Source organism: Yinghuangia seranimata (assembly GCF_029953285.1).
Taxonomy (GTDB): Bacteria; Actinomycetota; Actinomycetes; order Streptomycetales; family Streptomycetaceae; genus Yinghuangia; species Yinghuangia seranimata.
In genome coordinates this window covers 11,994-31,501 of sequence record NZ_JASAOI010000058.1, presented here as the reverse complement: position 1 = coordinate 31,501, position 19,508 = coordinate 11,994, and the positions used below count along the sequence as shown (strand labels likewise).

The 19,508-nt window shown below is 73.4% G+C and carries 17 protein-coding genes and 1 tRNA gene; 10 read left to right on the top strand and 8 right to left on the bottom strand.

Going from position 1 to position 19,508, the window contains the following annotated elements:
* Positions 1–190: 190 nt before the first annotated feature.
* Both QI554_RS34130 and QI554_RS34125 read right to left on the bottom strand, forming a co-directional pair.
* Positions 191–832, bottom strand: coding sequence for a TetR/AcrR family transcriptional regulator (locus QI554_RS34130; protein ID WP_281475750.1), 642 nt, complete (start codon positions 830–832; stop codon positions 191–193).
* The gene (locus tag QI554_RS34125) at positions 813–2,297 is read right to left on the bottom strand and encodes an MFS transporter (RefSeq protein WP_281475749.1); all 1,485 of its coding nucleotides are present in this window, start codon (positions 2,295–2,297) and stop codon (positions 813–815) included. The genes QI554_RS34130 and QI554_RS34125 overlap by 20 nt, the downstream gene beginning before the upstream one ends.
* Positions 2,298–3,037: 740 nt before the next feature.
* Between QI554_RS34125 and QI554_RS34120 the strand changes: the two genes are divergently transcribed.
* On the top strand, positions 3,038–3,634 hold the full coding sequence (locus tag QI554_RS34120) for a flavin reductase family protein (protein WP_425528104.1): 597 nt from the start codon (positions 3,038–3,040) through the stop codon (positions 3,632–3,634).
* 277 nt (positions 3,635–3,911) lie between these two features.
* Complete coding sequence (locus QI554_RS34115; RefSeq protein WP_281475747.1) at positions 3,912–5,495, top strand: GMC family oxidoreductase; 1,584 nt, start codon at positions 3,912–3,914, stop codon at positions 5,493–5,495.
* A gap of 28 nt (positions 5,496–5,523) precedes the next feature.
* On the opposite strand, the gene QI554_RS34110 is transcribed toward QI554_RS34115, so the two are convergent.
* Both QI554_RS34110 and QI554_RS34105 read right to left on the bottom strand, forming a co-directional pair.
* Positions 5,524–6,378 (bottom strand): acyl-CoA thioesterase, encoded by an 855-nt coding sequence (locus QI554_RS34110; protein ID WP_281475746.1) that lies wholly within the window; start codon positions 6,376–6,378, stop codon positions 5,524–5,526.
* 92 nt (positions 6,379–6,470) lie between these two features.
* Positions 6,471–6,752 (bottom strand): GlsB/YeaQ/YmgE family stress response membrane protein, encoded by a 282-nt coding sequence (locus QI554_RS34105; protein ID WP_281475745.1) that lies wholly within the window; start codon positions 6,750–6,752, stop codon positions 6,471–6,473.
* 199 nt (positions 6,753–6,951) lie between these two features.
* On the opposite strand from QI554_RS34105, the gene QI554_RS34100 reads away from it, so the two are divergent.
* Positions 6,952–7,028: transfer RNA gene (locus QI554_RS34100), tRNA-Thr, on the top strand.
* A 131-nt stretch (positions 7,029–7,159) separates the two neighbouring features.
* On the opposite strand, the gene QI554_RS34095 is transcribed toward QI554_RS34100, so the two are convergent.
* A complete protein-coding gene (locus QI554_RS34095) occupies positions 7,160–8,386 on the bottom strand; it encodes a tetratricopeptide repeat protein (RefSeq protein WP_281475743.1) in 1,227 nt (408 codons plus the stop codon).
* Between the two features lie 188 nt (positions 8,387–8,574).
* Between QI554_RS34095 and QI554_RS34090 the strand changes: the two genes are divergently transcribed.
* The 3 genes from QI554_RS34090 to QI554_RS34080 all read left to right on the top strand — a co-directional run bounded on the left by QI554_RS34090 (position 8,575) and on the right by QI554_RS34080 (position 11,764).
* On the top strand, positions 8,575–9,063 hold the full coding sequence (locus QI554_RS34090; protein WP_281475742.1) for a hypothetical protein: 489 nt from the start codon (positions 8,575–8,577) through the stop codon (positions 9,061–9,063).
* A gap of 72 nt (positions 9,064–9,135) precedes the next feature.
* The gene (locus tag QI554_RS34085) at positions 9,136–9,813 is read left to right on the top strand and encodes a hypothetical protein (RefSeq protein WP_281475740.1); all 678 of its coding nucleotides are present in this window, start codon (positions 9,136–9,138) and stop codon (positions 9,811–9,813) included.
* A 163-nt stretch (positions 9,814–9,976) separates the two neighbouring features.
* Entirely contained in the window at positions 9,977–11,764 is a 1,788-nt protein-coding gene (locus QI554_RS34080; RefSeq protein WP_281475738.1) for an LGFP repeat-containing protein, read from the top strand.
* Between the two features lie 62 nt (positions 11,765–11,826).
* Here the strand turns inward: QI554_RS34080 and QI554_RS34075 are convergent, their stop codons facing one another.
* A complete protein-coding gene (locus QI554_RS34075) occupies positions 11,827–13,074 on the bottom strand; it encodes an ROK family protein (protein ID WP_281475736.1) in 1,248 nt (415 codons plus the stop codon).
* Positions 13,075–13,230: 156 nt separating this feature from the next.
* Here QI554_RS34075 and QI554_RS34070 point away from each other — a divergent pair, with 156 nt between their 5' ends.
* The 3 genes from QI554_RS34070 to QI554_RS34060 all read left to right on the top strand — a co-directional run bounded on the left by QI554_RS34070 (position 13,231) and on the right by QI554_RS34060 (position 16,432).
* Positions 13,231–14,718 carry a carboxylesterase/lipase family protein gene (locus QI554_RS34070; protein WP_281475735.1) on the top strand — a complete coding sequence of 496 codons (1,488 nt, stop codon included), beginning with the start codon at positions 13,231–13,233 and terminating at the stop codon, positions 14,716–14,718.
* Between the two features lie 252 nt (positions 14,719–14,970).
* Positions 14,971–15,258: a cation transporter gene (locus QI554_RS34065; RefSeq protein ID WP_281475734.1), complete on the top strand. Its 288-nt coding sequence runs from the start codon at positions 14,971–14,973 to the stop codon at positions 15,256–15,258.
* A gap of 103 nt (positions 15,259–15,361) precedes the next feature.
* Positions 15,362–16,432 carry a hypothetical protein gene (locus QI554_RS34060; RefSeq protein WP_281475732.1) on the top strand — a complete coding sequence of 357 codons (1,071 nt, stop codon included), beginning with the start codon at positions 15,362–15,364 and terminating at the stop codon, positions 16,430–16,432.
* Positions 16,433–16,659: 227 nt separating this feature from the next.
* On the opposite strand, the gene QI554_RS34055 is transcribed toward QI554_RS34060, so the two are convergent.
* Entirely contained in the window at positions 16,660–17,010 is a 351-nt protein-coding gene (locus QI554_RS34055) for a HesB/IscA family protein (protein WP_281475731.1), read from the bottom strand.
* Positions 17,011–17,244: 234 nt separating this feature from the next.
* Between QI554_RS34055 and nadA the strand changes: the two genes are divergently transcribed.
* The gene (gene nadA / locus QI554_RS34050; RefSeq protein ID WP_281475729.1) at positions 17,245–18,438 is read left to right on the top strand and encodes a quinolinate synthase NadA; all 1,194 of its coding nucleotides are present in this window, start codon (positions 17,245–17,247) and stop codon (positions 18,436–18,438) included.
* 28 nt (positions 18,439–18,466) lie between these two features.
* Here nadA and QI554_RS34045 read toward each other — a convergent pair whose 3' ends face one another.
* On the bottom strand, positions 18,467–19,492 hold the full coding sequence (locus QI554_RS34045) for a TIGR03617 family F420-dependent LLM class oxidoreductase (RefSeq protein WP_281475727.1): 1,026 nt from the start codon (positions 19,490–19,492) through the stop codon (positions 18,467–18,469).
* Positions 19,493–19,508 lie beyond the last annotated feature (16 nt).

The window sequence follows — 19,508 nt, the reverse complement described above, 5'->3', positions numbered from 1 at the left end:
TGGGCGCGGCACCTGAAGGCGGCAAGACGGCACGGCGGCCGCAGCGACCGAAGTCAGGCGGTATTGCTCCCCCCAGGGCAAACGCCTCACAGCGGAACGTACAACCAACCGCCTTGATCCATCTGGAAATTCCCGAATCCGGGACGAACAGGCCCGGACGGGTGTAATGGGACGCGAGGTGCGCGGCGGGCTACTCCTCGGCCGCCGCGAGCATCGTCCCGAACGACTGCTCGACCAGCGCCACGAGGTCCTCGCGCGACAACCCCGTCAGCTCCGGGAAGAACCCCGTCGGCCGGATCACCGCGAGCCCGATCAACGCCGCCACCGCGAGCTCCACGCGCGGGCGGGCGGCGGCCTCGTCGCCGCCCATCCGCTCCACCATCGGGTCGACCATCGAACGGCGCACGGCGGCCGACGCCTCGGCGCGCACCGCCTCGTCGCCCTCCTCGCCGAGCGCCGCGCGGAACGCCGGGCCCGGGCCGCCGAGGTCGTCGATGCGGGCGACCAGGAAGTCGGCGAGCGCGCCGATGTGCGCGAGGTCGCGGCGCGCGGCGACGGCGTCCTGCCCGTCCTCCTCGATGGCCGCCAGGTACAGCCCGGCCTTGTTGCCGTAGTAGCGGGCCACCAGGGCGGCGTCCACACCGGCCCGGTCGCCGATGTCGCGCAGCGTGGTGCGGTCGTAACCGCGCTCGCCGAACAGCGCGCGGGCCGCGTCCAGCAGCGCCTTGCGGCTCGCGGCGGCGTCGCGGCGGCGCGGCCGGTCGGCTGCCGGACGGGGATCCTCGGCGGACCGCTCGTACGCAGCCGCTCGCTCAGGTGCCGAACTGTTCACCAGGGGTTCCTTCGCCGCCGGGGCCATCCAGGGCCTTAGACGGTAGTCCGTCGGCTGACGTGGCGGACACGGATCCCCCCGGCTCGGCCGATTTGGCATCCCGTGCCGGTATCGCGACAGCGGCGACCGCGCCCAACACGCACGCGGCGGCGCCGACCAGGAACGCCACCGTGTAACCCCGGTCCGACGCCGGGTCGCCCGCCCGTGCGGTGTACGCGCCGAGCAGCGCCGCGATCAGCGCCGACCCGATCGCCCCGCCCACCGACCGCAGCACGGCGTTCAGGCTCGTCGCGCTCCCGGTCTCGGTCGGCGGGACCGCGCGCACGATCAGCGCGGGCATCGCGGCGAACGTCGTCCCGACGCCGACGCCCAGCAGCACCGCCCCGACCACCAACTGCCACAGGTGGTCGCGGACCAGCGCGAGGAACACCATGTCCCCCGCCACCACCAGCGCGCCGAACGGCAGCACCGGGCGCATCCCGAACCGCGCCGCGACCAGCGACGCGACCCGGTTCGCGCCCAGGCTGCCGAACGACAGCGGCATCAGCACCAGGCCCGCGCCGACGACCGAGAGGTGGAAGCCGTAGCCGTTCCCGGCCGGGATCTGCGAGTACAGGTTGATCAGCGACATCGTCATGTAGAGGCCGATGCCGATGAGTACTGCGGCAACGTCGGCCGTGAGCAGCTCGCGGTTGGCCAGCAGGCGCAGCTCGACCAGCGGGTGCGGGGTGCGCAACGCCTGCCACACCCACGCGGCGGCCAGCGCCACGGCGGCGGCGGAGAGACCGGCCACCATGCCGGAGTCCCAACCCCAGCGCCCGCCCTGACTGACCGTCAGCAGCAGGCAGGTGAGGGCGCCGGCGAGCAGCAGGGCACCTGGCAGGTCCAGTGGGCGCCGTCGGGCGGGCGATCCGGGCGGGACGACGAACACGACCAGCAGCAGTGCCGTCGCCCCGACGACGGCGCCGAACCAGAACGCGGCGCGGTAGTCCCACTCCCGCGCGATGAACCCGGTCACGGGATAACCGAGACCCGCTCCGACCGAGGTCGTCACCGACAACACCGCGATGCCCGACCGCGCCCGCTCCGGTTCGAGGTGGTCACGGGCCACCGCGATCGTCAACGGCATGATCCCGAGCCCGGCCCCCTGCAACGCCCGCCCGGCGATCAGCCACCCGAACCCGGGCGCGACCGCCCCGAGCACCCCGCCCGCGACTACACACCCGAGCGCCCCGAGCACGACGGCACGGCGGTGCGGGCCGTCTCCCATGCGTCCCATGACGGGCGCGGCCACGGCGCCGGTGAGCAGCGTGGCGGTGAGCATCCACTGCGCGGTGTCGAGCGAGACGCCTTGCGCGCGGGCGATGGTCGGAACGAGCGGGGCGCCGAGCGTCGTCATGACGGAGACGGCGACGGAGGTGAACATGAGGACGGGCAGGAGGGCGCGACGGCGGAGTCCGGGCATCGCGGCGGGCTCGGGTGGAAGGTCAGCGGCCGTGCCGGCCGGGGCGGGCGGCGAACGGTCGACGGCCGTCCCGGCGGCGGTGCGGGGTGACCGGTCGACGGCTATAGCGGCGGGATCGGGTGTGCGGTCGGAGGCAGTGCCGGCGGCAGTGCGAGGTGACCGGTCGGCGGCTATGGCGGCGGGGCTGCGCGGCGAACAGCCGACAGACCCACCGGCCGACTCACGGGGCGACGGATCGACCGGCCCACCCGCCGCGGGCTGTTGCGCGGATGCATCGTGCTGCCCCGCTGCCACGACCGCGGCCACCGGAACGGCAGGTCCGCTTGCTGCCTCCCGCGTCAGGGCCTGCGCCGCGTCCGGCGCCCCCGGTCCGCGTCGGGCGGCCTCGCGCGCTGCGTCGGGTCCCGCGGGCCTCTCGTCCGGCGTCCCGGCGGTTCCGCTTCCGGCCATGCCCCGCCCACCCCTCCGGCAGGCGGCCGCGCCCCGGGCCGCCAGGTCATGAGTTGATGACTTCCGGACGATACGCCATCCGGCCAGCCGCACCGCGGGCGCCCGGGTGGGCGGGGCGCCTGTGCGACCGCGTGGCTGGACACCCCGGCGGGCGGGGGCGGGCAGCAGACGCACACGCATGTGGACGGATGCATGGGCAGGCGGGCGCGCGCACGCAGGTGGAGCCCGAGCGCGCGGCGCAGGCCGCCCGGCAGGCAGTGGCCGGCCTCGCGGCTGTCTACCCTGGACGCGTGGACACTCCCGAGCCCGCCGCCCCGGGCGCATCGGCCGCCCCTGTGCCGGCGGAGCGCGCCGGCGCCGCTGTGCCGTCGTCCTCCGTGGACCCCGACACGTTCAAGGCCGCGCTGTCCCGGTTCGCCGCCGGTGTGGTCGTGGTGACCGCCCGCGAGACCGACGCGACCAGCGACACGCCGTCCGGCGACGAGGTCGGCATGACCGCGACCGCGTTCCTCTCCGTCTCGCTCGAGCCGCCGCTGGTGCTCGTCAGCCTGCGCAACGTCGCCCGCATGCGCGAGGTGCTCGACGCCCAGCCGCTGTGGGCCGTCTCGCTGCTGTCGCAGGGGCAGCGGCACGTGGCGGGCCGGTTCGCGATCCCGGGGCGGGTCAGCGACCGGCTGATGTTCGCCGACATCGCCCACCGGCCGGGCCCCCTCACCGGCGCCCCTCTGGTCGGCGGAGCCCTGGCCACGCTGGAGTGCCGTACCCACCAGATCGTCGAGGCGGGCGACCACTCGCTCGTCATCGGCGAGGTGCTGGCCGCCAACCTGCCGAGCCCCGACGGGCTGCCGCTGCTGCACTTCCGGGGCCGCTACCGCTCGCTCGGCTGACCCCCACACAGCCGCGGCCGACTCGCCCGACCCCGCCCGACCCCGCGCGACCGACCGGCCCAACCCGACGCGCCCGGCGGCGAAACACCGCCCCGCGCACGGCCGTTACCTATCGATCGCTAATCCGCCCGGCCAGACCCCTACCCTCGCCGCGCGCGACTCGCCAGACTCCTGTCTGTAACCCGCCGTCACACCCCGGCACCACGCTCGTCCCGCGCCCCCAGCCCCGCCCCGGCACGTCTCCGCTCGTCCGTCGGACCCGAGGGAAGGCCGTCTCATGCTCACGTACGACTACGTCATCGTCGGTGCCGGCTCGGCCGGGTGCGTCCTGGCCGGACGGCTCAGCGAGGACAGCGGCAGCCAGGTCCTGCTCGTCGAGGCCGGCGCGCCGGACCGCAAGCAGGAGATCCACATCCCGGCCGCCTTCGCCAAGCTGTTCAAGACGCCGTACGACTGGGACCTGCACACCGGCAAGCAGTCCGAGCTCGCGCAGCGCGAACTGTACTGGCCGCGCGGTCGGATGCTCGGCGGCAGCTCGTCGATCAACGCGATGATGTGGGCCCGCGGGCACCGCGCCGACTACGACGCGTGGGCTGAACTCGGCGCCGAGGGCTGGTCGTACGACGACATCGCCGCCTACTTCCGGCGTGCCGAGCGGCGTACCGGACCCAACGACGGAGGCGTCTACGGCACCGAAGGACCGCTGCACATCCAGGAGTTGCGCGACCCGAACCCGACCACCGCGGCCTTCCTCTCCGCCTGCTCCGAACTCGGGATGCGCCGCCACGACATCAACTCCCCCGACAACGAGGGCTATTCACAAACTCCCGTCACGCAGCGGCGCGGCCGCCGGTGGAGCACCGCCGACGCGTACCTCAAGCCCGCCCGCAAGCGCCCGAACCTGACCGTCGTCACCGGCGCGCTCGCGCGCAAGGTGCTCATCGACGACGAACTGCGTGCCACCGGTGTCGAGTACAGCGACTCGTCGGGCCGCACCCACCAGGTCCGCGCCCGCCGCGACGTCATCCTCAGCGGCGGCGCCATCGGCTCGCCGCACCTGCTGATGCTGTCCGGCATCGGCGACCCCGAGGTGCTGCGCGCCGCCGACATCGCGCCCCGCCACGAACTCCCGGGCGTCGGACGCAACCTCCAGGACCACCTGGCGATCGCGACGGTGACCCACTGCACCGAGCCGGTGACCCTGGCCGGCGCCGAGTCGCCCGTCCAGCTGCTGCGCTACCTGCTGCTCGCCAAGGGCATGCTGACCTCGAACGTCGGCGAGGCCCTCGCGTTCATCCGCACCGACGACGCCCTGACCGCGCCCGACATCGAACTCATCTACGCGCCTGGCCCGTTCATCAACCACGGCCTCGAACCCCCGCCCGGCCACGGCATGACGGTCGCGGCGATCCTGCTCCAGCCGGAGAGCGTCGGCACGATCGTCCCGGCCGGCCCCGATCCGGAGCGGCAGCCCGTCATCGACCCTGCGTACCTCAGCGCGTCCGCCGACCGGGCCACGCTCCTCGCCGGGCTGCGCCGCGCCGTCGACGTCCTCAACACCGACGCGCTCGGCCGCTACGTCGGCGCCCCGATGGCCCCGTGGCCGGGCGACGTCGACGACGAGGCGCTCGGCCGCTACATCTCCGAGCACTCCGAGACGCTCTACCACCCGGTCGGCACGTGCCGCATGGGCACGGACGACCAGGCCGTCGTCGACCCGCAGTTGCGCGTGCACGGCATCAGCGGCCTGCGCGTCGTGGACGCCTCGGTCATGCCGCGGATCAACCGCGGGCACACGCACGCGCCGACCGTGATGATCGCCGAACGCGCCGCCGACCTGATCGAGTCGGCCACGCCCTGACCCCTTTCGCGGCCGCGCCGCCGCGGCGCTAACCCGCCGCGGCGGCCACGCGCATCAGCCCGTCCGCCATCACCGACGCGACGAGCCGGCCGTCCTCCGCGTACACGTGCGTCCTGCCGTGCATGCGGCTCCGGCCCGCGTACACGCTCTCGCACCTCAGCAACAGCCACTCGCCGATCGAGAACGGCTCGTGGAAGCTCACGTTCTGAGTGAGCATCACCGAGGTGCCCTTGCCGCCCATCTCGTCGATCTCCGCCTGCGGATAGGGCCGCAGGGCGACCGGGCCGAGGAAGCCCTCCGTCCCATGCGCCAGCAGCGCGCGGGACAGTGACGGCGTGTCAGCGACCTCGGTGCAGCGCATCCACACGTCGAGGCTCGGCGGCCCGGCGAGGTCCGGCGCCAACGCGGCGGCACCGCCGAACGTCCGGACCTCCCACGGGATCATCGCGACGGGCAGCACCTCGCAGTCCTCGGGCCCGGGGACGTCGTCCGGCCGCGGCCGGTGGTGCCGCAGGAAGTCCGGCTCGTCGCGGCTGAGCATCACCTGGGCGCGGTAGTGCTCGCGGCCCTCCTGCTGAAACGTCACGGCAACGGTCGCGAGCGCCCGCCCCGACTGCACCACCTCGACGTCGATCCCCACCGGCTCCGCCGCCACCCCGCCGCGCGGGAACACCCCCTGCAGCGACTGCACCGCCATCCCGGGCACGGTCCGCTCCGCCACCAGCACGGTCTGCGCCAGCACCTGGCTCCCGAGCGTGCTGGGTATGCGCGTCACCACGTTGCGCGCCCGGTACCGCCCGGGCTCGCCGGTCTCCGCCACGTCGAGCGCGTCCATCAGGTCCGCCAGGTCGATGCCCGGCCACAAAGCGGTTCCACTGGCCATGACCGCATGATCGCAAACCCGATCTGACGACACGTCAGGGGGCGGAGCCTTTCGACTCCGCCCCTGGTCCGACAGGCCGCCCCGAGCCCGCCTCAATACCGCGAGCCGCTCCTCCGCTGCCGCAGGAACGACGCCACCAACGCGACCAGCACCATGGACACGCCGATACTGACGATCCACCGGATCCAGTCGACCCCCCTGGTCTCCGCCACCCCGAGCGCCGCCGCGATGCCGTACCCGACCATCGTGCCGACGATGCCCACCCCGATCGTCGCCAGCATCCCGATGCTCTGCCTCCCCGGCAGGAACAGCCTGGCCAGCGCCCCGACGATCGCGCCCGCGATGATCAGACCGACGACGTCCCAGAACCCCATGAGATCCACCTCCGTGCGCACCGCCCCCACGGCCACGTATTGGCGACATTCCAGACATTCCACACCAAAGCCGAGCGTCCCACGATCGGCCTACCCCCGCCACCCCACCCACCCCCACCCCGCCAAACCCCCTCGCCCGCCCCTCGCCGCGCCTTGTACCGTGTCCACCACAAGGCAGAATGGTCCGCAGCACCCCCCGGCCCCGATAGCTCAGCTGGCCAGAGCGCCGCTCTTGTAAAGCGGAAGTCGTCGGTTCGAACCCGACTCGGGGCTCCACACAGAAGGCCAGGTCAGACCCCGTCTGACCTGGCCTTCTGCTTTTCCGGCGGCGTGTCGCCCGGCTTCCGCGGCATGCCGCTACCCCGCCGGCGGCGCGGGTCGTGGCATGGGTGCCGTGCCCTGGCGTACTAGCTGGTCTCCAGCGTCGGCTCGGACACGGGATGCGGTCCGAGATGCGGCGGGGCGGTCCATGGCGCTATGACTGCGATGCGCGGCGCGCCGGGGGCGAGTTGTTGAGCGGTGGCTAGTTCTTCTGCGGCCTTGGCCCGTTCGCCGAGTGCGAGGTAAGCGTGTGCGAGCGTGCAGTGGACGTGTGCGGACTCCGGGAGGCTGGTCGTTGCCCCGGCGGCCTCGTTCGCAGCGGTCACAGCTTCGGCATGGTCGCCGCGGATCAGCCGGTACTGGGCCAGGACGTCGCTGGACGCTGTGGCACCGGGGACGGCGAGCGCGGCGGCGGCCGCCGCCTCGACGTCGTCGGGAACGCCCTCCGGCTCTCGGCCGGCAGGCCCCGTCAGCGGGGCGGCAAAGTGCCTGCCGAACAACGCCGCCTCGCGCCCGTAGCACCAGGCCCGGACGAAGTCGGCCGCCAGCATGGCCCGGAACGGCCCTTCGGGGGCATCGGGCCAGGCCGACGCCACGTCGGCTGCTTCCGCGTACCGTCCCTCGTCCAGCGCCAGACCGGCGGTGGCGTTCGGCGAGTACACCGGGTGCGGCGGCAGCGAGGCCAGGCTTTGGCGCGCAGCCTCGAGGTCTCCGACGGCGAACAGGTGCGCGAGGCGCAGCCAGTCGTCGTCCACGGCCATTCCGCGTTCCACGGCCTGTCGGGCGGACGGCGGGTGCAGGAGGACGCGCGTCGGGCTGTCGGGTCCGACGTCGACGAGGCTCAACAGCAACGTGGTGGCGAGACCGCACCCGGCGGGGCGCCCGCAGTACGGCGGCAGCAGGATCGCGAGCAGTGCGGCGGCCGAGACGTAGACGACGAGCACCGAGGCCGTGGCCAGCCAGAGGCGGAGCCCAACAGCCCTGCCCGGTCGCGGAACGCGTGCGAGCGACGGCCGCCCGCGGTGCTGACGCCGCACCACCAGTCGCCCTCGGACGAGCCGCGCCGACGACAACGGCCCCTTCCCGAAGCTCAGTACTGCGAGCCGCAGCCCGAACAGCGGGGCCACGAAGACCTGCCAGGCGGACCCCACCAGCCTCGCGATCGGCGCCACGCCAACCCACCAGTACAGGACGGGCGACAACACGCCCGCGCCGCTGCGGACACCGATCACGACTGCGGTCAGCATCCCGGCGCCGAGGACGCCGTATCGGCGCCAGACCTCGGCGCGAGCGGACGCGCGGGTGGTGGCCATGGTGTCCGCCTCTGGAGAAGGGCCGGTCGGGCAGCGGTGACCTTACCGGCGGCAAATCCGGAAGAGGCCACAGCCCGGATTGCCCCGCACACCGGAATGGCGAAGGCCACCTACCGGTTGACGGTCGGCCGCGTCCAGCGGCAAGGCCCCCTCGTGTCGGCGGGTGGGGGCATCTATGTTGCTGAGTCGTGGAGTTGCTGACGTTGGTGGGGACGTTGAGCGGGGCGGTGCTGGGGATCGCCTCGACCATGGCGACCGAGACGTTTCGGGCGCGGCGGGATCGGCGGGCGCGGCTGGATGGGGTGCGGCGGGAGGGGTATGCGAAGTACCTTCAGGCGCTGACCCGGACGGATGCCGCGATGCAGGCCGCCGCGGCGGCGCATGCGGGGCCGTTGGACGCGGATGTGGCGCTCGAGGCTTTCCGGTCGCAGGACTTGCTCGCGTGCCGGTACGAACTGGTGCTGATCGCCTCGCCGGAGACCGGGCGCGCGGCTGAGGAGGCGTACCGGAGGCTGCGGGACATTCGTGAGGCGCTGATCGCCGCCCACCTGGAGATCAGTACGGTCGCCGCGCGGGACAGCGATCGGACGGTGGCCTGGCGGTCCGTGCACCGTCCGTACGTCGAGGCCCTCGAAGGGCTCCGCGAGGCCATGCGCCGTGACATACAAGGCGGTTGACCGGGCCGCGGCGGATGCGTGCCCACACGCTGTGGAAAGATCGCGTGCGACAGAGCTGGGCAGTTGGGGGGCATGAACGTGGCCGAAGGTCGGAGGGTGCGGCGGACGCCGCCGCCCGAGTTGGTCGGGATCGCGGCGCAGTTCCCCGGTGGTGCGGTGTCGCAGATCGACGGTACGCAGATCAGCGACCCCGACGGCTACGTGCCGCCGGAGGCCATCGTGGGCGCCTGGGTCGTCGGCCCCGACGGCAAGCTCACCGGCGAGTTCGTCGAGAACCCTCGGCACGGGCCCGTGCAGGACGACTTCAGCAAGCTCACCGAGCCCGACCACTGGCTGGGCTGGCTGTCCGACGAGCCGGCCGTGCTTGTGCGCGATGCCGTCGCGAAGTCGCTGGAGAAGCAAGCGCCCGGCGCGGTCGTCGAGTGGATGAAGGTCACGCACGCCCCGGCGTTCCTGACCGGCGGCGTGCCGCGGGGCGAGCCGGACGCGGACGGCAAGTCCCGCGTGCTGGTGGTCCGCGCCGCCGTGGCCGTCCCTTTCGCGCTCTCCGTACGCACGCCCGACTCCCGCCGCGAGGTGCTGTGGGGCGCGTTCTCCTGGGTGGCGGTACGCCTCGACCGCCCGCACGAACGCCGCGACCGCACCTGGCTGGACCTGTGGATCACTCCCGAGCGCGCCGAGGAACTGCTGCGCGAGCGCGTGTACACGGTCGGTACGGCGCACGAGGACGAGAGCAGCCCCATCGGCTGACCCGGGGATCACCGACAGGCGCCGCGCGGGACCGGTCAGGCAAGCCGCCCATACCGGCGGACAAACGGTTCGGCAATTCGCTTCACGCGTGATCGCCAACTGGCTAGGATTCCCCGGCCGTGCCGTGTGAGCACGCCTCCACGATGGGATCCCCGACTTGCGCATGCCGTCCCGTGTCAGCACTTCCCCTCGCTTCCGCCAAGGTGTCACCGTCGCCTGTGTCGCGGCCGCGCTCGCGGGCGGACTCCCGGCCCTCGCCGGCCAGGCCTCCGCCGCTCCGGTACGCCCGAGCGGTTCCGCCGCCCAGGCCGAACTCCCGCAGGCCGCGCCGACCGCCGCCGCGGCGCCTCAGGCAGCCCCGGCCGCGGTCAGCAACCCCATCGGCATAACCATGGAGATCGACGCGCAGGGCGCGCTGTCCCTCCGACTCGGCTGGACCGTCGACGACCAGGCCACCCAGTGGCGGGTGTCCGTACTCCAGACCGACGCCCAGGCTGCCCGTGTCGTCGCCACCGTGCCCCGCACCGGCGCCGAGACGGCGGTCCCCCTGCCCGGCCCGATCACCGAGACCGTCCTGCGCGTCGAGGCGCTCGACGCGGCGGGCAACGTGCAGGAGATGCGCGAGCTCGCGGGCGACATCCCGCTGATCCGCAAGTACGGGGCCGCCGGCGGCGCCGCGCGGTTCGGCGAGAGGCTCTGGGAGACGCGCAACTACGTCGGCACGACATGGGGCTTCGCCGACACGCAGCTGTGGTGGACGTGGGGCGACCGCGAGGCATTCGTCGTGCCCAACACGGTCGTGCTGAAGATCAACAGCCTGCTCTCGTACGAGCGCGAGGGCCTGGGCAAGCCTGTAACGGACCCGATCACCATGCCTGACGGCAAGGGCACCGTCCAGTACTTCAGCGGTGGCGCGGTCGTCGTGCCGCCGGGTCGCGCCGCCGTGGTCGTGTTCGGCCAGGAGTACCGGCAGTACGGCGGACCTTCGGGAGTGCTCGGCTACCCGCTGGCCGACCGCGTGACGGACGGATCGCCGGTGCACCAGCGGTTCGAGCGCGGCACGATCCTGATGCCAGGCGGGAGGCCGAACGTCGTCCTCTTCGGCGGCATCCACGCCAAGTGGCTTGAACAGGGCGGTGCCACCAGCCCTTGGCTCGCCCAGCCCTTGAGCGGCGAACGGCCGACGCCCGACCACGGTGGCGTGTACGTCGAGTTCGAAGGCGGATGGCGGATCTACTGGTCCGCAGCAACCGGCGCGCACCTCGTCGACCCCGTTTCGTACGCCAAGTGGGCTTCTGCGGGCGGCCCGGGGGGCTACCTCGGCTACCCGGTCACCGACAGCATGAACAGCGCCCGCCCGTTCGAGTACTTCATCCACTTCCAGCGCGGCTCGGTGTACCCGGGAGGCCCCATCCTCGGCACGCCCAACTACACACGTCCTCGGTACATCGTGATGGGCGGAGTCCGCGATGTGTGGGCGGCCACGGGTTGGGCCGGCGGTACCCTGGGGGATCCGCAGACCGACGAGCTGAGCCTGCCCGACGGCGTCGGCCGCTACCAGATGTTCGAGTACGGCGCGGTCTTCTGGAACCCGCGCACGGGCGCCCACTGGATCAACCACGGCACCCGCGGCGCCTGGGAGCACAACGGTGGCGGAACGGGATTCCTCGGCTACCCGATCGCGAACCAGCAGGCCACGGCCGACGGGCGCGGTTCCTACACGGTGTTCGAGCGCGGCACGATCTACGGCCTGCCGCAGAGGGGCTACTTCGAGGTGCACGGCGGCATCCGCGCCACATATGAGGGCCTCGGCGGCCCCGGCGGCCGACTCGGCTTCCCGGTGGACAACGAGGGAGGCAACAACCTCGACGGGAACCGGATGAGCATCTTCGAGCACGGCGTCATCATGTGGGAAGCCCGCACCGGCAAGATCACCGTCTCCTACTGGTAGCCGCCCACCCAAGCAACCCCCGTGGGCCCGTCCCGGCGCACCAGCACCAGGACGGGCCCTCGTCACACCCCCGGCACGCTCGTCGGATCGTCCAGCGTCGCCTCGCGCGCCGCCTGCAAGGCCCCCTTCAAGGTCGCGTCCGCGCCCAACACCCCCGGCACCACGACCGGTTCGAGGTGCGGTGCGACGGCGCGGCGGCCCGCGAGGGCGGTTTCGATGCCCGGGGCGAGCCAGGTCGACCAGTCGGCGAGGTAGCCGCCGAGGATGACCTCGCCCGCGTCGGTGAGGCCGGAGACGGCGAGGACGGCCGCGCCGAGGGTGGTTCCGGCGGCTGCCAACGCCGCTACCGCCGTGGGGTCTTCGGCCAGAAGAAGGCGGTCGAGTTCGGCGAGGGCCGCGTCGACGCCGTGAACGGCGGCGAGTTCGGCGAGGCCCGCGGCCGCGGTGAGCGGTTCGGGCCCGACGTACACCGCCAGGCAGCCGCGCGCCCCGCACGCGCACGCCGGGCCGTCGAGGGCGAGGGGCATGTGTCCGATCTCGCCGGCCGAGCCGTGCGCCCCCGCGTGTACCCGGCCCCCGATGAGCAGGCCTCCGCCGACGCCCGTGTCGGCCTTGATGTAGGCCACGGTTTCCGGGAGTTCGCCGGCGCCGGGGTCGTACGCGCCGTGCCGTGCGTGGTATTCGGCCAGTGCCGCGACGTTGGCGTCGTTGACGATGTCGACCGGCGCGGCGAAGTCCGGCAGGTGGGCGCGCACGAGGGCGCCGAGGTCGGTGCGCTGCCAGCCGAAGTCGATGGCGGCGGCGACGATCTGCGCGGGCCCGACGACGGGCGCGGCCATCGCGATGACGGCGCGCGCGAGGTGCGCGCCGGGGCGTGAGGCGCGCACGGCGCGTTCCGCGACGGCGATCTCGCGCGCGACGCCGGCCGCGAGCGGCTCCGGGTCGCCGTACGGCGCGCGGTGCGGCACCGAGGCCCGGTGCAGGACCTCGCCGCCCAGGTCGGCGGCCATGACCTCGACGCGTTCGAGGGTGATCTGCACCGCGATCGACGCGACGCGCTCCGGGACGAGGGTCAGCAGCCGCCGGGGCCGCCCCCGCCCGCCCGAGACCACCGCGCCGGCCTCGCGCACCAGGCCGCGTTCGATCAGTTCCCCGGCGAGTGCCGTGAGCGACGCGTTGACCAGCCCCGTCGCCGCGGCCGCGTCGGTGCGCGCACAGGGCCCGTGGGCGGCGATGTGCCGCAGGACACGCGCGAGGTTGTGGCGGCGCACGGCGGCGGTGTCGGCGGGCGCCGGGACGGGGGTGCTCACCTGCCCGATTGTGCCGTGCGGCGCGGGGCGGGGCGGCTCCGGAGTCCTCACCGCACATTTATTTCATGTATTGCAATATATGAGGGCGGGGGCTGATACTCCGAGCACGCCGCAACGCGCCCGCCGCAGAACCACCGCAACGAAAAGGACGACCCCGTGGCCCAGCAACCGCTCGTCACCACCGCTCTCGGCCCGGTCCTGGGCACCTGGAAGGACCACTCGGCCCGCTTCCTCGGCATCCCCTACGCCAAGCCCCCGGTCGGCGACCTGCGCTTCGCCGCCCCGCAGCCGCCCGAGGCGTGGACCGAGCCGCTCGAGGCCACCGCGTACGGCCCCACCGCGCAGCGCCGCACGCTCGGCGGCGGGCCGACGATCATCCCCGAACCGAGCGTCGACGGCGACGCCGTCCTCAACCTCAGCGTCTTCACCCCGGCCCCGGCCTCCGACGCCGCCCTGCCGGTCCTGGTGTGGATCCACGGCGGCGGCTACGTCGCCGGCTCGGCGGCCAGCCCCTGGTACGACGGCGCCACCTTCAACCGCGACGGCGTCGTCACGGTGGCGGTCGGCTACCGCCTCGGTGTCGAGGGCTTCCTGCACCTCGAGGACGCGCCCGACAACCGCGGCGTGCTCGACTGGATCGCCGCGCTCGAGTGGGTGCGCGACAACATCGCGGCGTTCGGCGGCGACCCGGCCAAGGTGACGATCGCCGGCCAGTCCGCGGGCGGCGGCGCCGTCCAGACGCTGATGGCCACGCCCGCCGCGCACGGCCTGTTCCGCGCCGTGATCTCGGTCTCCGGCGCGATCATGGAGCCGCAGAGCCGCGCCGACGGCCTCCGGGTCTCCGAGGTGTTCACCGAGCGCACGGGCCTGCCGGCGACCGCCGCGGCGCTGCGCGACGTCCCGGGCGAGACGCTGCAGGAGTTCGAGGACAGCACGATGGCCCCGACCGAGGGCCAGCCGCCGATCCCGAAGCTGATGCTCGCGCCGTTCACCGACGGGGTGCTCATCCCCGAGGACGTCGTCGACGCGTTCGTCGACGGCTCGGCGTCCTCCGTGCCGCTGATGCTCGGCGCGACGCTCCACGAGTTCAACATGATCGGCGAGTTCGCTCTCGCGGGCGCCCCGATGGAGGTCGCGCACGCAGTGCTCCCGGCGCTCGGCCTGACCGCCGAGGGCGCCGCCCGCTACCTCGCGCTGCACGAGGGCGCCGACACCGGGCAGATCGTCGGCCAGGCGGTCACCGACCGCATGTTCCGCGTGCACGCGGCCGGCCTGGCCGAGGCCCGCGCCGCGCACGGACTGCCCACGTGGCTCTACTCGTTCGAGTGGCTGTCGGGCTCGCCGATCTTCGGCGCGCCGAAGTCGTTCCACTGCCTGGACCTGCCGTTCGCGTTCGACATCCTCGGCGGCGAGCACGTCGAGAACTCGACCGGCCCGGACGCTCCGCAGAAGCTCGCGGACGTGATGCACGGCGCGTGGATCGCGTTCATCCGCGACCTCGACCCGGGCGCCGACTGGCCGCAGTACGACACCGCGCGGCGCGCCACCATGGTGTTCGACACCGACTCGCGCGTCGAGGAGGACCGGGCGGGTGCCGAGCGCGCGATCTGGCTCCCCGAGACGGACGCCGCCGCGTCCGCGTGACGGACTGATCCGCGCCACCACGGGCCGCGGCCGCCTCCCCCACAACGGGGAGGCGGCCGCGGCTTTTTGCATGCCCGGATCGGACACCACACCCCATCTGCGCATCCATGCCCATACCCCTAGGCGGTAGGAGTACGAAAAAGGCCGTCGGGCCGGCTTGACGAGATACCCCCTAGGGGTATCTCATAGGGGACGTCGGCAGCGCCCGGCACCAGCACCGCCGAGAACCACACCGAAGCCGAGGAGGCCCCCATGAGCACGCCCACCGCGACCAGCGCCTACGCCGAGTCGTTCACCGTCACCGGCATGACCTGCGGGCACTGCGTCGGCTCGGTCACGTCCGCGATCGGCGCGCTGCCGGGCGTCACCGGCGTCGAGGTCGACCTGCCGACCGGCAAGGTCGCCGTCACCGGCACCGAGTCGCTCGCCGACGACGCCGTCGCCGCCGCGGTCGCCGAAGCCGGCTACGAGGTCGCCCCGCGCGCCGTCACGCAGCTCCCGCAGGCCGGCAGCTGCTGCGGCGGAGGCGGCTGCAGCTGACCCGCGGCCGGAGCCCCGCCCCGCGCCACCGGCACCCCGCCCCGCCCCGCCCCCGCAACGCACCGCACGAACCGCACACCCCCACCCACGGAGGAGACCCGCGATGAACACCGCCGTCCGAGTCGGCGCCTTCGGAGCCGGCATCACCCTGGCCTTCGGTGCCGCCCTCGGCATCGGCCACGCCGTCGGCCCCGTCGGCACCGGCTCGGCGCCGGCGCACGCGGGCCACCCCGGCGGCGACCACGGCACCCCCGCCCCGAGCGACCAGCACGGCACGAGCAAGGAGAACGGCGACATGAACGGCAGCACGCACACCGGCCACGGCGGCACCCCGAACGGCCAGGCGGCCGACGGCTCCACCGCCCCGGGCGGCCTCCAGGTCTCCGAGCGCGGCTACACCCTCGCCGTCTCCGCCGACCCGATACCCGCGGGCGTGCCCACCGACTTCCGGTTCCGCGTCCTCGGCCCCGACGGCGCGCCGTGGACGAAGTTCGACCGCTCGCACGACAAGGAACTGCACCTGATCGTCGCCCGCCGCGACCTCTCCGGCTTCCAGCACGTACACCCCGTGCTCGGCGCCGACGGCACGTGGAGCGTCCCGCTGACCTTCGCCGAGGCCGGCGCGTACCGGGTGTTCGCGGACTTCGCCCCCACCGGCGACCCGGCGGGACCGCTCACCCTGGGCGCGGACGTCGCCGTCGCGGGCGACTTCCGCCCGACCCCGCTCCCGGAGGCGTCCCGCACCGCGACCGTCGACGGCTACACCGTGACCCTCGACGGCGACCTTTCCGCCGGCAGCGCGACCATGCTGACGCTGTCGGTGTCGCGGGACGGCAAGCCCGTCACCGACCTGCAGCCCTACCTCGCCGCGTACGGCCACCTGGTCGCGCTGCGCCAGGGCGACCTCGGCTACCTGCACGTCCACCCACAGGGCGAGCCCGGCGACGGCGTGACCCCGGCCGGCCCGGGCATCGGCTTCCACACGCAGGCCCCGAGCGCCGGAACCTACCGCCTGTACCTGGACTTCCAGCACAACGGCGTGGTCCGCACCGCCGAGTTCACGGTCGTCGTCGGCGTCCCGGCGACGGCACCCGCCGCACCCGCCGCGGACCACCCGGGCGCCCCGGCCCCCGCGACGACCGCCCCGTCCGAGGGCGGCGGCCACCACCACTAGGAACCGGCCCTACCAGCAACAGGCCCCACCGACCGCGGCGGGGGCCCCCCCCGCCCCCGGGGGGGGCCCCCCCCCCCCCCCCGCGCCCCCCGCCGCCCCCCCCCCCCCGCCGGCCCGCCCCCCCCCCCCCCACAACCCCCCCCCCCCCCCCCCCCCCCCCCCGGCGGCGCCCCCCGCCCCCGCCCCCCCGCCGCGGTCGCGTCAGGGGGCGGATGTCCGCCGGACGCTCAGCTGAACGAGTCGCCGCAGGCGCAGGAGCCGGCCGCGTTGGGGTTGTCGATCGTGAAGCCCTGCTTCTCGATCGTGTCGACGAAGTCGATCGTCGCGCCACCGAGGTAGGGCACGCTCATGCGGTCCGTGACGACGCGGACGCCGCCGAACTCCTGGACGGCGTCGCCGTCGAGCGAGCGCTCGTCGAAGTAGAGCTGGTAACGCATGCCGGAACAGCCGCCCGGCTGCACCTGGACGCGCAGCGCGAGGTCGTCGCGCCCTTCCTGCTCGAGCAGGGCCTTGACCTTGGCCGCGGCCTCATCGGTGAGGATGACGCCACTGGTCGTGGTCTCGTCCTTGACCGTCATCTGGATGCTCCCACGTGGTGGTTCGGTGCTGGATACGGCTGTCACCGTCCGCAACGAACGGTGTCCTGGTTTCTATTCCAGGCCCGATCAGTTCATGGTCGCACACCGCCGCACCGACCGGGACGGCCGTCGCGGTGTGACGTACGACTGTGACCCGCGTCGCGTGCCGACCCCCACTCTCGTCAATCCGACGAAATGAAGGTAGGATTCCATAACGTCAGATAGACGAAAAGGATGTGCGACGTGACCGCGACCACCGACCTGGACCTCCCGCCGGGCGTCGAGCCGACGCCGCTCGCGCTGCTGATGCTCGGCCGCGGTGCCGACCCGTACAGCGAGCGCGGCGTGGAGTGTCCCGGCGACCTGCCCGACCCCGCCGACCCCGACCTGGTGGCGCGCGCCCGCGCCGCGAAGGAGAAGCTCGGCGACTCGGTCTTCATCCTCGGCCACCACTACCAGCGCGACGAGGTCATCCAGTTCGCGGACGTGACCGGCGACTCGTTCAAGCTGGCCCGTGAGGCGGCGGCCCGTCCCGACGCGCCCTACATCGTCTTCTGCGGCGTGCACTTCATGGCCGAGAGCGCGGACATCCTGACCGCGGACCACCAGCAGGTGATCCTGCCGGACCTGGCCGCGGGCTGCTCGATGGCCGACATGGCCACGTACGACCAGGTCGAGGACTGCTGGGACGTGCTCACCGACGCGGGCATAGCCGACGTCACGGTGCCGGTCTCGTACATGAACTCGTCCGCCGACATCAAGGCGTTCACCGGCCGCCACAACGGCACGATATGCACCTCCTCCAACGCCAAGCGCGCGCTGGAGTGGGCGTTCGAGCAGGGCGAGAAGGTGCTGTTCATGCCCGACCAACACCTGGGCCGCAACACCGCGGTGCTGGAGATGGGCTTCTCGCTGGACGACTGCGTCGTCTACAACCCGCACAAGCCGAACGGCGGGGTGACCGCCGAGCAGCTGCGCGCCGCGAAGATGATCCTGTGGCGCGGCCACTGCTCCGTGCACGGCCGCTTCAGCGTCGACTCCGTCGAGGACGTGCGTCAGCGCATCCCGGGCGTCAACGTGCTGGTGCACCCCGAGTGCAAGCACGAGGTGGTCACCGCGGCCGACTACGTCGGGTCGACGGAGTACATCATCAAGGCGCTGGACGCCGCCGAGCCCGGCTCCGCGTGGGCGATCGGCACCGAGCTCAACCTGGTGCGCCGCCTCGCCAAGGCGCACCCGGACAAGCAGGTCGTGTTCCTCGACAAGACGGTGTGCTTCTGCTCGACCATGAACCGCATCGACCTGCCGCACCTGGTGTGGACGCTCGAGTCGCTGGTCGAGGGCACCGTGGTGAACCGCATCCAGGTGGACGCGGACACCGAGAAGTACGCGAAGCAGGCGCTCGACCAGATGCTGGCGCTGCCGTAGCCGGTCCCCGAGGGACGGGCGCGGCCGCTCAGCCGCGCAGTTCGGCGACCGCCTCGGCGACGAGCGGGTCGTGGGCGGGGTCGGCCGGGAGCGGGATCGTCACGGATCCCGCCAGGCCGCCCCACCTGTCCCGCACGAGGCCGGGCAGCTCGGCGTAGGTGCCCATCGGGACGAGCGTCTCCAGGACGTCGTCGGTGACCAGCGCGGCGAGCCGGTCCCACTGGTCGTCGCGGATCAGCGCGGCGAGCTTCTCCTGGAGGTCGGCCCAGCCGTACAGCTCGAGCGTCCTGCGGTACGCGGGGGTCGAGTACAGGAACGCGAACAGCCTGCGCTGGCGCTCGCGTTCGCGGTCCAGGTCGGCGCGTGTGGCGCCGACGACCAGCTGGGTCCCGGCGACCAGCTCCAGCGCGTCGGCCGACCGCCCGGCGCGCGCCGCGCCGGCGGCGAGGCCAGGCCGGCAGATGCGTTCGAGGTAGCGCGGGTCGGAGTTGGTGGGGTGGGTGACGAACCCGTCCGCGAGCTCGCCGGCCAGCTCGCACATCGCGCGGTTCACCCCGCCGAGGTAGATCCGCGGCTCGGCGGTGTCCGGGTCGGGACCGGGGTTGAAGTAGGGCTGCATGCGGGTCATGCGGTAGTGGTCGCCCTCGTACGCCGGGCGTTCGCCGGTGCGGAAGGTCGCGAACGCGGTGCGCAGCGCGCCGATGTAGTCGCGCATCCTGGCGGCGGGCTCGGACCACGGCATGCCGTACCGGTCCTGGATGTTCTGCCGGATCTGGGTGCCCAGCCCGAGCTGGAAGCGGCCGCCGGAGAACGCGCTGAGGTCCCATGCGGAGTACGCGGTGAGCAGCGGCGCGCGGACGAAGGCCAGCGCGACCGAGGTGCGGACGGTGATCCGCTCGGTGTGCTCGAGCGCGAGCAGCGCGACGGCCAGCGCGTCGTGCACGGTCTCGGCGACCTGCAGCCCGTCGTAGCCGGCGGCCTCCGCGCGGCGGGCGTGGGCGGGCACGGCGCGCAGCGGCAGCCGCGGGTCCATGCCCGTGTAGACCTGGAACAACGAAACACCCCTCCGC

Excerpts from the sequence above, each read along its gene's own strand:
- QI554_RS34125 (WP_281475749.1), bottom strand. The coding sequence starts at position 2,297 with ATGCCCGGACTCCGCCGTCGCGCCCTCCTGCCCGTCCTCATGTTCACC.
- QI554_RS34115 (WP_281475747.1), top strand. The coding sequence starts at position 3,912 with ATGCTCACGTACGACTACGTCATCGTCGGTGCCGGCTCGGCCGGGTGC.
- QI554_RS34110 (WP_281475746.1), bottom strand. The coding sequence starts at position 6,378 with ATGGCCAGTGGAACCGCTTTGTGGCCGGGCATCGACCTGGCGGACCTG.
- QI554_RS34105 (WP_281475745.1), bottom strand. The coding sequence starts at position 6,752 with ATGGGGTTCTGGGACGTCGTCGGTCTGATCATCGCGGGCGCGATCGTC.
- QI554_RS34095 (WP_281475743.1), bottom strand. The coding sequence starts at position 8,386 with ATGGCCACCACCCGCGCGTCCGCTCGCGCCGAGGTCTGGCGCCGATAC.
- QI554_RS34085 (WP_281475740.1), top strand. The coding sequence starts at position 9,136 with ATGAACGTGGCCGAAGGTCGGAGGGTGCGGCGGACGCCGCCGCCCGAG.
- QI554_RS34080 (WP_281475738.1), top strand. The coding sequence starts at position 9,977 with ATGCCGTCCCGTGTCAGCACTTCCCCTCGCTTCCGCCAAGGTGTCACC.
- QI554_RS34065 (WP_281475734.1), top strand. The coding sequence starts at position 14,971 with ATGAGCACGCCCACCGCGACCAGCGCCTACGCCGAGTCGTTCACCGTC.
- QI554_RS34060 (WP_281475732.1), top strand. The coding sequence starts at position 15,362 with ATGAACACCGCCGTCCGAGTCGGCGCCTTCGGAGCCGGCATCACCCTG.
- QI554_RS34055 (WP_281475731.1), bottom strand. The coding sequence starts at position 17,010 with ATGACGGTCAAGGACGAGACCACGACCAGTGGCGTCATCCTCACCGAT.
- nadA (WP_281475729.1), top strand. The coding sequence starts at position 17,245 with ATGTGCGACGTGACCGCGACCACCGACCTGGACCTCCCGCCGGGCGTC.